General features: G+C 69.1%; 13 protein-coding genes. 9 read left to right on the top strand and 4 right to left on the bottom strand.

Going from position 1 to position 12,132, the window contains the following annotated elements:
- Positions 1 to 217: hypothetical protein (locus IEZ07_RS33510; RefSeq protein WP_301549373.1), on the top strand; the 217-nt coding region annotated here is incomplete at its 5' end.
- Between the two features lie 378 nt (positions 218 to 595).
- Here the strand turns inward: IEZ07_RS33510 and IEZ07_RS33505 are convergent.
- The 3 genes from IEZ07_RS33505 to IEZ07_RS33495 all read right to left on the bottom strand — a co-directional run bounded on the left by IEZ07_RS33505 (position 596) and on the right by IEZ07_RS33495 (position 3,300).
- On the bottom strand, positions 596 to 1,042 hold the full coding sequence (locus IEZ07_RS33505) for a hypothetical protein (protein WP_191898466.1): 447 nt from the start codon (positions 1,040 to 1,042) through the stop codon (positions 596 to 598).
- Between the two features lie 855 nt (positions 1,043 to 1,897).
- The gene (locus IEZ07_RS33500) at positions 1,898 to 3,094 is read right to left on the bottom strand and encodes an AAA family ATPase (RefSeq protein WP_191898465.1); all 1,197 of its coding nucleotides are present in this window, start codon (positions 3,092 to 3,094) and stop codon (positions 1,898 to 1,900) included.
- The gene (locus IEZ07_RS33495; protein WP_191898464.1) at positions 3,091 to 3,300 is read right to left on the bottom strand and encodes an excisionase family DNA-binding protein; all 210 of its coding nucleotides are present in this window, start codon (positions 3,298 to 3,300) and stop codon (positions 3,091 to 3,093) included. Before IEZ07_RS33495 ends, IEZ07_RS33500 begins: the two co-directional genes overlap by 4 nt.
- Positions 3,301 to 3,675: 375 nt before the next feature.
- Between IEZ07_RS33495 and IEZ07_RS33490 the strand changes: the two genes are divergently transcribed.
- The 8 genes from IEZ07_RS33490 to IEZ07_RS33455 all read left to right on the top strand — a co-directional run bounded on the left by IEZ07_RS33490 (position 3,676) and on the right by IEZ07_RS33455 (position 11,477).
- Positions 3,676 to 4,293: a helix-turn-helix domain-containing protein gene (locus IEZ07_RS33490; protein ID WP_191898463.1), complete on the top strand. Its 618-nt coding sequence runs from the start codon at positions 3,676 to 3,678 to the stop codon at positions 4,291 to 4,293.
- 412 nt (positions 4,294 to 4,705) lie between these two features.
- On the top strand, positions 4,706 to 4,927 hold the full coding sequence (locus tag IEZ07_RS33485; RefSeq protein ID WP_307729046.1) for an excisionase family DNA-binding protein: 222 nt from the start codon (positions 4,706 to 4,708) through the stop codon (positions 4,925 to 4,927).
- 119 nt (positions 4,928 to 5,046) lie between these two features.
- Positions 5,047 to 5,211: a ribbon-helix-helix protein, CopG family gene (locus IEZ07_RS33480; protein ID WP_191898461.1), complete on the top strand. Its 165-nt coding sequence runs from the start codon at positions 5,047 to 5,049 to the stop codon at positions 5,209 to 5,211.
- 136 nt (positions 5,212 to 5,347) lie between these two features.
- On the top strand, positions 5,348 to 6,562 hold the full coding sequence (locus IEZ07_RS33475) for a tyrosine-type recombinase/integrase (RefSeq protein ID WP_191898460.1): 1,215 nt from the start codon (positions 5,348 to 5,350) through the stop codon (positions 6,560 to 6,562).
- Positions 6,563 to 6,941: 379 nt separating this feature from the next.
- Positions 6,942 to 7,124: a hypothetical protein gene (locus tag IEZ07_RS33470; protein WP_191898459.1), complete on the top strand. Its 183-nt coding sequence runs from the start codon at positions 6,942 to 6,944 to the stop codon at positions 7,122 to 7,124.
- 293 nt (positions 7,125 to 7,417) lie between these two features.
- Entirely contained in the window at positions 7,418 to 7,651 is a 234-nt protein-coding gene (locus IEZ07_RS33465; RefSeq protein ID WP_191898458.1) for a hypothetical protein, read from the top strand.
- A 35-nt stretch (positions 7,652 to 7,686) separates the two neighbouring features.
- Positions 7,687 to 10,359 (top strand): helix-turn-helix transcriptional regulator, encoded by a 2,673-nt coding sequence (locus IEZ07_RS33460; protein ID WP_204054752.1) that lies wholly within the window; start codon positions 7,687 to 7,689, stop codon positions 10,357 to 10,359.
- Positions 10,360 to 10,589: 230 nt separating this feature from the next.
- Positions 10,590 to 11,477, top strand: a complete 888-nt coding sequence (locus tag IEZ07_RS33455; RefSeq protein ID WP_191898456.1) for an AfsR/SARP family transcriptional regulator — start codon at positions 10,590 to 10,592, stop codon at positions 11,475 to 11,477.
- Positions 11,478 to 11,533: 56 nt separating this feature from the next.
- On the opposite strand, the gene IEZ07_RS33450 is transcribed toward IEZ07_RS33455, so the two are convergent.
- Positions 11,534 to 12,064 carry a MauE/DoxX family redox-associated membrane protein gene (locus tag IEZ07_RS33450; protein ID WP_191898455.1) on the bottom strand — a complete coding sequence of 177 codons (531 nt, stop codon included), beginning with the start codon at positions 12,062 to 12,064 and terminating at the stop codon, positions 11,534 to 11,536.
- Positions 12,065 to 12,132: the final 68 nt, after the last annotated feature.

The following is a 12,132-nucleotide window of genomic DNA, read 5'->3' as shown; positions in this document are numbered from 1 at the left end:
CGACGGCTTGCCGAAGACGAGCGCCGCGATACCGCCTGACCGGTTTCGCAACAGTCACTCAGACAGGCGCGCCATGTCGGGAACCGAAGAGGGGGTTGCGCTCGACCACGGGGCGGTGCTGGCCGCGATGGACCGCGTGTTGAAGATCATGGATCGGCGTGCCCGGTTGCTGGGGCTCGACGCTCCCGCCCGCCATGAGGTGCTGACCCTCGACTGAATCGACGCGGAGATCAACGAAGTAACCCGCCATCTCATCGGCTCCGCTCTGGGCTCCAAGCAAATCGCCCACATGACTGAGCAAGCACCCATCGCGGCAGGAATGATCGATGACGCTCGAGCGGACGGATTAACAGGCTGCTGGCAGCATCGAGCCTGCTCTGCGGCCCCCTCAAGGGCCGCGGAGAACAGGCTCGTCTCTGCGTGGGGCGTGATGAACGAGGTGCCGGCACGGACAACCACCTGACCAACCGGATGAATGCCATCGTCTGCTGTCTGAACGCGACCGAAGGAACGGACTACCCAGTTCCGAGACTTATCGGCAAGCTTTCCATATCAGGCCATGGATGGCCGTCCGGCCGCGCCAAAAGTGATCTTCTCAGGCAGACTCTAGCCAGAATTGGATCTTGAGTAGTGTGAAACTGATCAGATCCGGCGTGAACTCCTCATGGCCGAGCGCCTTGCGATAGGCTCTGATCCGCCAGACACCGTTCTTCCTGCCGAGATCGAATACTGCGCCGTAGGACTCGCCGCCGGAGTACTGGTTAACGGCGCGGATCTTTCCTGAGGTCAGGCGCACGCTTCCGGACCAGGTCCTGTCCCAGGTGTTGAGAGCGGGCGGCGGTCCGTCCCAGAGTTCGTACTTGATCAGGCATCTCTCACTGTCGATCTCGTGGATCGCGATCCCGTCGTCACCGGTGCCGATCCAGCCTTCCGCGTCGGTTGGGGTCTCATTGAGAGCCCAACCGGTCGCGACGTCTTCGACGCCCTCCAGGTACTTCGGTATCTCGCGCCGGTCGAGGAGTTCTGCGATGAGCTCTGCCATGGGTTTCTGACGCTCCTGAAGGTCGGGGGTGGGGCCTGTCCGGGCGCTGCCGGGCAGGCAGCAGGAGAAGAATAGATCTTGCAGAATCTGGGATGGGCGGCGCGCAGAGATCGTGCCCCGGGAGCTGTAGCGCGCCCTGATAGCCGTTGCGCTCATGGCCTGGCTGATCCCCGGTTTGGTGCGGACCCGTCACGGTGGGCGGTGTGGACGCGCGGCGCCCCCGGAGGATCAGGGGCGCAAGCGCGGACTTCCGATGGAAGAGAAAAATGGATCTTCCTCGGGGCCGGCGGATTCAGCGCTGACGCGCATCCGCCGTCCCGCGGGGCAGTCGGATCGCTCGCTGCCTGCCCGTGTCCATCCTGGCGAAGCCAATCAAGAGAAAGATCCACTGATGAGTGGATCAGCTTCTATCCCTGATGATCGTCACTCGGCTCTGTCTCATCTGTCTCATAGTGAGCGGGATATCCGATGGACCACAGCACCCGAGGATGCTCGCGCGGCGCGACCAGCTCGACCCGACGGCCACCCGCAGGTTCGTCCCCGTCAAGCGGCATCCGTCGCAGCCATCCGGCAGCCATGAGCCGACCCAGCGCCATCCCTGCGCCGGGCAGCGTGCAGCCGGCCACCCGTGCCAGCGCCACCGTGACCGGCCCATCCGGTACCGACGTGACGCCGTGCGGAGCGGCACTCTCGATCAGGAATCGCAAGATCCGCCGATCCGGCCTGAGCAGCACGGCACGGATGCTCCGACGTCGGATCGCCCACAACCGCATGATCGCGGAGCACCGTTCGACGTCGGGTCGGCGATCGTGAGCCGGCAGGGGCACGCGCTCGCGCTCCTCGCCCGTCGGGGAGTCACAGCCCGCCAAGAGCCCGTTGCGGTACGCGCCCATGCTCCGGTACCGGGGTGGGCGATACGGTGGCCTTTGAGGATGATGCGGTATCGGCCTTGTCATTCTTGCTCCGCGGGATCCTGGTAGCTCTCGTTCCCGTTCCCGGGTCCCCCCTTATGGGGGGGGAACCTGGGGAACTTGGGGGAGTTCCCGGTAGTTCCCGAGTAGTTCCCTGATCTTGGGGACTATGTGTGGGAAAGAGCTGGCGACCATCCACCCTGATCTCCTCGGCAGCTAACAAATCGCCGATGATATCGAGGTTTGCGCTGTAATTCCCCTTGGCCTTCTTCGCCAGTTTCGTCTTGCTGATACCGGGATTCTCGGCGAGGGAGCGAAGTATCCGAGAACTGTTCCCGGAACTAGTTCCCGGATCTTGGACGTGGTCGCCCGTGGAACTGGTGAGGACCACCGACCCGTCCACCTGGGCAACCGTGAGCAGAAGAGCCGGAGGTCTCGGAGCATCTTTCTGCTTGGTGCATTCCAGCTTCATCCCGTGACAGTCCTTCTGCTCGTTGGCTCTCAGGATCGTGTCCGCGGCGCCGTCGATCGCCGTCGAACCTCGGAGTCTGTCCCCCCCGGACGCGGTGTGGTGGAGCATGAGCACACACGCTCCGGTGGCGGATCGGATCTTGTCCACGGCTGCCACCACGGTCCCCATGTCCTTGGCGGAGTTCTCCTCTAATCCCTCGGTGACGCGGGCCTGCGTGTCGATGACGACCAGGGCTACACCAGCGGGGAACTCTTCCCGGAGAGCGGCAGCGAGCGCGTCAGCGTCTCGCACGAGGTCAATGGACTTGAAGAGGAACCGCACCCGCATCTCCCGACCATGTTGCGCCTCCCAGGCGCGGACGCGGGCTTTGAATCCCGAGGCCCCTTCGGCGACGACGTAGACCGCCTCACCCTGTTGGATCGCGTGCCCATGCCAGGGCAGGCCGTTGGCAACGCACCCGGCCAGGTCCAGCGCGGCAAGTGACTTGCCCGCATTGGGCTTGCCGATCAGCCACGCCAGCGAATCCCGGAACAGCCACCCTTCGACCAGGGGTTCCGGCTCGGCGAGGTCATCGAACTGGGCGGAGGTGAGGAGTGCTTTGCGTAACTCCTCGACGCGCCCCGTGTCCTGGTCCGGAGAGTGCTCCGCAGCGTCGTACGGGAAGCTCACGTCGGACCCCCATCCCGGCCGGCGTCCGCCTCCGCCATCTTCCGGGAAATGTATTCCTCGATCGCTTCAGCGGGAACGAGGTAGAGCCTGCCGTCTCGGTAGGAGCGCAGTTGCCCGCTGCGCAGAAGCCGGAACACCTTGTCGCGTCCGATGCCGAGCACGCGAGCAGCGTCGCGGGGGTGGAGTATTCGCGGTGTGCCATCCATGGGGACCCCCTGATCCCTAATCGGGGCTAATCGTCCTTTCCAGTTGTCCACAGATCCGTGAACAGTTTCATCTGCCCGGAAGCGCATGCGACGGAGTCGCCCGCGATGACACGGGGCCCCGGTCCCGTGCTGACCCGCCAAGGTGGACGGTGCGGACGCGCGGCGCACCGCCGGAGGCATGGGGGCGCAAGCGCGGATCGTGTGTCAGGAGAAGTAAGGGGTTCTCCCGAGGCCGACGGAATGGGGTGTCGGAGTACCACCCGGGTGAACGATTGGGAGGTGGGGGAAGGACCCCGGGAGACCGCAGAGGACATCTCTGTAGCCGTGGCGACGAGTGATGACGCAAACGATCGGCGGAACGCAGTGGGGCGGAACATGGAGCAGGGAACGGAGCGGACGCCGGAGCAGTGGCAGACGGCCTCGGACGCCGAACGGGATGCCGAGATCATGCGCTTGCGGATCGCCGGCCGCAGTATGCGGGAGATCGCCCGGCTCGTCGGCTACGCCTCGCCGGCATCGGTGCATCGCCGGATCGGGATCGCTTACGTCCGCACTGTGCGGGAGGCGACCGACGTCGCCCGGGACATCGAGGTGCAACGCCTGGACGCGCTGCTCTGCCGTGCGTGGGCGGTGATGGACGCCGAGCACCTGGCCGTCTCCGCCGGTCGCGTGGTCCGTCGCCCGGTCGCCAGGGAAGACGGGATGCCGGTCGTGATCGGTCGCACGGAGAACGGGCAGCCGGTCTACGCCGAACGCGACGTGCTCGACTCCGGGCCGATCCTCGCAGCGATCGACCGCGTATTGAAGATCATGGATCGGCGTGCCCGGCTGCTGGGGCTCGACATTCCCGCCCGCCATGAGGTGCTGTCGCTCGACCGGATCGAATCCGAGATCGGCGCGCTGACGCGCGAGCTGATCGCCGCGGGAACGGACCCGGCAGAGGTCGAGCGAATCGGAGAGCAGGAGCAGGAATCCGCCACATGGCTCTCGTGAGCCGGCTCGCCGATGACGCGCCCCCGACTGAAGAAAGTGAGCCTGTAAGGCCCTTGGGAGTGCTCTGCGGCGCTCTCAGCGCCGCGCGTGGCCGCTGTCGGCAGAGATCGAGCGATCGGGATGGGTAGAGGCTTCCCGGTTCGATCTTCTCGTGGGACTGGACTCCTGTTACAGATGCGGATCGGTGATGGGTGTGGAATGTGATCTACCCGCATCCTCTGCGTAGATCTTTTGCCGGTTCCGCGCAGATGATCCTCGTCGGATTCCTCTACCGCGTAGGGCATTCTCCGGCCGTTGTTTCCTACTTCGGAAGGATCGGCTCTTGGGCGTCATTTGCTGCAATCGATCATCGCCGGTGTGGGCATGACGGGATGGCTTCCCCCGCACCGCTAGAGATCTAGGGGGCCTCATCGTGAGTGACGTGCAGCGCGTACTTCGTCCCGCCGAGGCGGCTCGCGTGCTCGGCATCGGTCGGGACAAGGTCTTCGAACTTCTCCGCAGCGGACAACTCCGTTCCTACAAGGAGGGCAGGCTTCGCCGCATCCCCGCGGAGGCCGTCGAGGAGTACATCTCCCGGAAGCTGACCGAGGCCGATGCGGAGCGAGTCGGAGGGTCTGAGCGCCTCCGTGAGTAGCCCCTGAAGGCTGAGCGGCGAGGAGCCCTCAGAGTCGCCTTTAGGCAGCCAGAGGATGTCGAGCGTCAACCGGCCATCACGAGTTGGTGTTCAAAGGTGGTCATTCGTAGTCTGTGCCCATGGGAAAAATGCGCGTCTCCGTACAAATCGACCAGCGAGATCTGGAGGAGATCGACCGCTTCGCCGAGCGGGACCGCCGGACGCGCTCCTCGCTCGTCGCTGAAGCCGTCGCCCGGTACGTCAGGGACCGCCTGAAGGACGAGGAGGGACAGCCGATGAAGTAGGCCCCGCCGACAGGGCGGGGGCCGGGTGCTCCAACACCCGACCCCCTGAAGGACCTGAAGAACGCACGCAGCCAAACGCACGAAACAAGGCCCGTTCCTATCCTGCCAGGGATGAGCGGGCCAGGACGGAACACGTATGACCACCCCCAAAGCCACGCGCCGACCGCGCGGTGAGGACGCGATCTATTTCGACGAGGCCAAGCACCTGTGGGTCGGCGCGGTGACGGTCGGCTTCGAGCCGAACGGCAGGCGTATCCGCCGGAAGGTGTCCGTCAAGCTCCCCAGGGAGGCGGAGGGCAAGGCCAAGGCGGAGATCCGCAAGAAGCTCCGGGAACTGCGCGTTGAGATCGAGGCCGGAGTCTTCACGCCGGAGAAGTACACCGTCGAGCAGTGCGTCCGCGACTGGTTGAAAGCAGGGCTCAAGGACCGTAGCCCGCGCACCGTCGCCACGCTGACCACCCTCGCCGAGAAGCACCTCATCCCCAGGATCGGGAAGGCGAAGCTCAAGACGCTGAAGGCCGACGACGTGGACAGATGGCTGGAGGTCTTGGCGACCACCCCGCAGACGAAGGAGAGCGGAGGCCGGGAGGGGGAGCCGCTCGCCACCCGAACCATCGTCACGATCCTCAGCATCCTCCGGAGGTCGATCAGAGAGGCGCAACGGCGTGACCTCGTACTGAAGAACGTGGCCGGCCTCGTCACCCCGCCGAAGGGCGGGACCGGACGCCCCAGCAGGGCGCTCAGCATCGAGCAGGCCGACGCCCTGAAGGAGGCGGCCCGCCAGCACCGATGGGGACCGTACTTCATCGTCAGCGTCACGCAGGGCCTGCGTACCGAAGAGGCGCGCGCCCTGACCTGGGACCGGGTCCATCTGGAGGCAGAGGAAGATCTGCCGCCCCGCATCGAGGTGTGGCAGTCCGTGAGAGATCACGGAGACACGAAGACGAAGCGGTCCCGCCGTACCATCGCGCTCTGCGCGGAGGCGGTGGAGGCGCTCAGGACGCAGCGGAAGCTCCAGGCGGCCGCTCGGCTGAAGTCCCGGCAGCCCTGGCAAGACAACGGCCTGGTCTTCACCACGCGCGTCGGCACGGCGCTCGACTCCGCAGCGGTGCGCCGGGCCATGAACGACATCGTGAGGGCGGCGGGCATCTCCGGCCACTGGTCGCCGCGCGAACTGCGGCACACCTTCGCGAGCATCCTGTCGGACAACGGGCTGCCCCTGGAGGAGATCGCCGACCTCATGGGCCACGCCGGGCCGCACATCACCGGAGCCGTCTACCGCAAGCAGATCAAGCCGGTGATCCGGAAGGGAGCCGAGATCATGGACGAGGTACTCAAACAGGCTCTGTAAGGGGCCAAGGCTCCCCGTTAGGCTCCCCGGCCCGGTGAAGGCTCGGGGAGCCTTTCTCGTAAGTTGGCTCTGACCTGCGGGTATGTAATGAAGAAGATCGGTTCCGGAGGTCGTTTCCTGTTAGCCTTCTGCAAACGCGACGAGGTCATCGACGAGGCCGTGACCAGGCTCCGGAAGCTCTCCTGAAACGCCCTGACCTGGAGAAACGCCCTGAAGAGGTCTGATGGGGCCTGAGGGCGTCCGGCGGGGGCGGCTCCCCATTCGGCTCCCCAAACCGCCCGATCGGCTCCCCACCTGGCTCCCCGCGCAAGCGGGCCGATATCTGCCCGGCAGCCCCCGGGCAGGCCCCACCCCCGACCTTCAGGAGTGTCAGAAGCCCATGGCAGAGCTCATCGCCGAACTCCTCGACCGGCGCGAGATTCCGAAGTACCTGCTCGGCAGGGAGAACAGCGTCTGGCGGCTCAGAGTCCACCGCAGGGCCCTCGGCCACGAGGAGTTCACACCGCACATCATCAGCTTCACGCTGCTCAAGCTCCAGTTCTGGCCGGAGCCTGTTGGATGAGGAATCGATTCTGGCGGGATCGGATGATCCTCCATCCGTTTGGTTCCCAGGCCCGGGGATCTTTCCTCATGAACAGACCCTGGACTGCGCACATGTAGCGAAGGAGATCGGTCCCAGGGGTCACTGCCGTTCGCTTTCTGCGAATGGGGCGAGGTGATCGACGAGGCCGCGACCAGGCTCCGGGGCCTCGGGAGCACCGGGCCGCAAGCGGCCCGCAACCACTGGTAACCCCGCTGAAAGCGATCCGGCGTACATCCGGAGGCGGCATCCGACCCCGGAAAGGAGCGCCTGCGATGACACGCGCCACGCGCGCCTTGCCGGCATCGCCGTCGCTCTCGGAACGGTCGCCGCAACCGGCGCGGTCAGCGCCTTCCCCCGCGCACGCCGAGGTGCGCGGCCCGTCCCGTACGGCGCCGCCCGGCAGCCTCATCGGCGACCTGCGGCGTTCCGACGGCGAGGACGGCGGCGTCCACGACTGCCCGGTCTCCGAGGAGCACGACCGCGCCGGCGAGCGCGGCTCCCGATGACACGCTCGATCATCCGATGGAAGGAGAAGCCCGCGGTGGCGACGGCTGAGACGGTGCCGAGGCGATGGCCCCTGGTGGGCCGCGAGGCGGAGCTGAAGGTGTTCGAGGCGGTCCTCGATGAAACCGGTTACAGCGGTTTCCTCATCTTCGGTGAGCCCGGTGTCGGCAAGACACGGCTGGCAGAGGAGTGCCTCGACGTCGCCGGCCTGCGGGGACACGCCGTGGGCCGCGCCGCCGCGACCGGCGCGGCGGCCGAGATCCCTCTCGGAGCGGTGGCCCATCTGTTGCCGGACGGGGTGGACCTGTCGCACCCCGTCGCGGGCTTCGCGACGGCGGTCCGGCTCATGTCGCGGGCCTACACCGCGACGGCGCGCCTCGTCCTGCTCATCGACGACCTGCACCTGCTCGACTCCACCTCGGCCCTGCTGCTACGCCAGCTCATGGAATCCGGCGCCGTCTTCCTGGTGGGCACGGTGCACTCGGGCGCCTCGTCCGCGGAGAGCGTCGTGACGCTCGGGCGGGGCGACGCCGTCCATCACGCCGACCTCGCACCGCTGACGTGGAGGGAGGTGAACGGGCTCCTCCGGGACGCCCTGGCCGGGCACGTCCACCGCGAGACCGTCGACCGGCTGCACGCCGCGAGCGGCGGCAACCCGCTTTACCTGGGTGAACTGGTGCGCGGCGCGCTGACCGAAGGCAGGCTGACGAACGACGGGGAGATCTGGCGGCTGGCCGCGACGGAGTCCCTTCCGGTCACCCGCCGCCTCACGGACCTGATCCGGCACCGGCTCGCGACGGTGGCTCCGCGCGCCCGCCGCGTCCTCGACGTCCTCGCGCTGTGCGGCCCGGTGTCCGTCGCCGACCTGGAGCGCGAGCCCGGCGCCGACGTCCTGGACGAGCTGGAGCGGGCCGGACTCGTCACCACCGTCCGGGAGGGACGGCGTGCGTACGCCCGCCTGGCGCACCCTCTCTACGCGGAGGTGCTGCCCGCGGACGTCACCGAGCCGCGCCGCCGGGAGATCCTGCGCGAGCAGGCGGACAGGCTGGGACGGACCGGCTCCCGCCGCCGGGAGGACGCCATGCGCCTGGCCTCCTACCGGCTCGCCGGCACCGGCACCGCCGATCCGGTCCTCCTCCTCCAGGCCGCCCGGCTCGCCTCGTACGGCGGCGACCACGCCCGTGCGCTCGCCTTCCTCCGGGCGGTTCCCGAGGAGGGCCTCACGTTCCCGGCGCTGCTCCTGCTCGGCCGTACGCTGTCGGAGGCGGGCCGGCCGCAGGAGGCGGAGGACGTGCTGCGCAGGGCGGACGAGGTGGCCACCACGGAGCGCCCCGCACTCGCGGTGGCGCTGGCGCGCACGCACAACCTCATGTGGTGCCGCGGCGCGGCCCGGGAGGAGGCCGTCGCGGCGAACGACGCCGCGCGCGACCGTGTCACCAGTCCGGCGGGCCTGTGGGTGCTGCGGGTGAACGAGGCCAACATCCTCTCCAGCCTGGGGTACCACGCCGAGAGCCTCGGCCTGCTCGACGGCATGCCGGAGGAGGAACCGCCGGCGGGCGACGTCGCGGGCGCGGTGACGTGGACGGCCGCCGCGGCGACGAGGGCCAGCGGGCTGGCCTTCATGGGGCGCGGCGAGGAGGCGGTGCGGTGGGCCGAGCGAGCCGTGGCCCTGTGCGCGAAGGCGAGGGACGAGGGCAGAGGCCACGGCCCGCAGGAGGCGGCCGCGCGATCCGCCCTCGTCCTCGCCCTGACCGAGAGCGGACGACTGGAGGAGGCCCGTGCCGTCGGCGAGCACGCCTACACCGACCCGGCCGGGGCGCCGACCGGATGGCAGCGCACACTCCTGGTCTTCCCGATCGCCCGCAACGCCTGGCTGGCCGGTCATCCGGCCTCGGCGCGCCGCTGGTACGCGGAGATCGTGCACGACACCCGCCCCCAGGGGGTGATCATCCGTCCGCTCGCCCTCGCCGGGCTCGCGGCGGCCGCCGCGCTGCAGGGGGACGTGCGCGCGGCGGAGGCCGCCCTCGCCGAGTACGCCGGTCTCGCAGCGCCGGTGCGGGTGCCCGAGGAACGACTCGGCGAGGCGTGGACGCATGTGGCGCGGGGGGAGCAGGGCGAGGCCAGGGCGGTGCTGCGGGCGGCGGCGGCCGAGGCCCGGGAGCGGGGCCAGTTCTCCTCCGAGGCCGTGCTCCTGACGGACCTCGCGCGGCTCGGATGCGCCGCCGAGGCGGCGGGCCGACTCGCGGAGCTCGCGGGGACCGGCGGTCCCTTCACGGCCGCCCGGGCACGCCTGGCGGCCGGGCTGGCCTCGGGCGATCCGGACGGCCTGTCGGCGGTGGCCGAGGACTTCGACCGGATGGGCGCCAACCTGCTCGCGGCGGAGGCGGCGAGCGTGGCGGCGGAGCTGTGGCGCCGCTCCGGGTACTCCCGGAAGGCCTCCGCCGCCGCGGCGCGGTCGACCGTGAACACCGTCCTGTGCGAGGGGGCGCGCACGCCCGTGCTGCGGACGGCCGGTGCGGCCATGCCGCTCACGGCCAGGGAGAAGGAGGTCGCGATCCTGGCCGCCGAGGGACTGGCCAGCAGGGACATCGCGGCCAAGCTGACGGTCTCGGTCAGGACGGTGGACAACCACCTGCAGCGCGTCTACGTGAAGCTGGGCGTCTCGACCCGCGGGGAGCTGACCGACCGGCTCGGCCGCGCGAACGCGTGAACCGCCAGTCCGACTTATGTCACGTTCGTGACTCTGGATGAGCACGGAGTCATCTCGATTTGAGTAGTCATCACTCAGGATCACCGCTGACCGCTCCTCCATGCTGAAGAGCGTGTGCGGACGCGCCGACCGCCGGCGCGTGCGGCGAGGCGGCCGGAGCCGCGGGGGAACGACCCGCGTCCGGCCGCTCTGAGGATCGTCCGATCGAGAACCGAGGAGAGGCCCTGACGATGTTCTTCCGTCTGCTGGGACGTGTCCAGGTCGAGAGCGCCGACGCGTCCGTCGTCGTCACCTCGGCCCCGATCAGGGGGCTGCTCGCCGCGCTCCTCCTCGAGGAGGGGCGCTTCGTCACGGTGGAGCAGCTGATGCACTCCCTGTGGGACAACCCGCCTGACTCGGCTCGCAAGAATCTGCGGCTGCACGTGGCCCGTTTACGCAGTCAGCTGGCGTCTCTGGACCTGCGTGAGCGGCTGGGCACGCTGCGGGGAGGCGGGGGCGGCTACCGGTTGCTGGCCGCCCCCGAGGAGGTCGATGCGATCCGGTTCAAGCGGCTGGCCGACCGGGGCTTCGCCGAGCTGCGTGCGCGGTCCGTGAGCACGGCGGAGGCGACCCTCGCCGAAGCCCTCAAGCTGTGGCAGGGGTCCATCGGACAGGACTGCACCGCCTCCGAGCGGTTGAGAGCCCGGTTCGCCGCCTTCGACGAGCTGCATCTGACAGCGCGGGAACGACTGGTGGAGGCCCGCCTGTGCCGCGGCCGTACGATCGAGCTCGTCCCGGAGATCCTCGACATACTGACCGCCGCGCCGTTCCGGGAGAACTCCTGGGCGCACCTGATGCGCGCCTACTACCTGGGCGGCGACGCGGCGGGGGCGATCTCGGCATGGGACCGTGCCACCGCGACACTCGGTGACCGGCTGGGGCTGGACCTCTCCGCCGAGCTGCGTGAGCTGCATCTCTCCGTGCTCCGCCGGGATGACGACGCGGTTCGCGGCTCGGTGGCTCCGGGCCCGGGTCCGGCGCACCCCGTGACCGTGCGCCCCCGCCGGGCGGCCGCCCGCAGGCCGGCGCCCCGGAGCCGCATCGCGCTCACCGGCCCGAGCGGGTGCCCGCCGGTGTAGAGGGCCGGCGATTCCCGGTTCCGACGCCTGACCGCCACCGGCACCCGCCGTGGCGGTCAGGCGAGCGGCCGGAACAGCTCGGCGATCTCCTCGGCGAGCAGGACCAGGCCGGCTCCGGTCAGGCCGGTGACCACCGCCACCGCGGCACCGGCCGGTTCCAGCTCCGGGGAGGCGGTGGTGAAGGCGAGCACCGTCCCGGCCAGCGAAACGGTCAGGAGTATCCCGTTCCGGACGAGCTGGGCGGGTCCCACCGGTGCGGACGGAGAGCCGAAGCAGTTGCAGGAGACCCGCCGGCGGGAACGCACGGCCGCCGCGATCGCGACGGTGAACGCGGCCAGCAGCACCACCGCGATCGCGAACCCGGCGCCGGCCGCGGCGGGAACGGCGAGCAGCACGGCCGCGGCCAGCTCACCGGCGACGACCGCGGGGGGCACGAGGCGTCGCGGCAGCAGCGGCACCCGCGGCGCCAGCTCACCGGCGGCGGCCCGGAAGGAGGCGTACGCGTCGCGGCCGCGTAGTTTGCCGGCCGCCGAGAACACGAAGACCACGCCGATCAGAAGACGGCAGCAGACCAGTACGTACTCCATGGCGATCCCTGTCCTGGGAGGGGCGCCGCGACCGCGTGGCCGTCGCGGCCCTCTCGTGACGAGTCCCC

The sequence above is a fragment of the Planomonospora parontospora genome (genome assembly GCA_014647935.1).
GTDB lineage: Bacteria > Actinomycetota > Actinomycetes > Streptosporangiales > Streptosporangiaceae > Planomonospora > Planomonospora parontospora.
The sequence above is the reverse complement of the archived record's forward strand: the minus strand, read 5'-3'. Positions and strand labels throughout refer to the sequence as shown.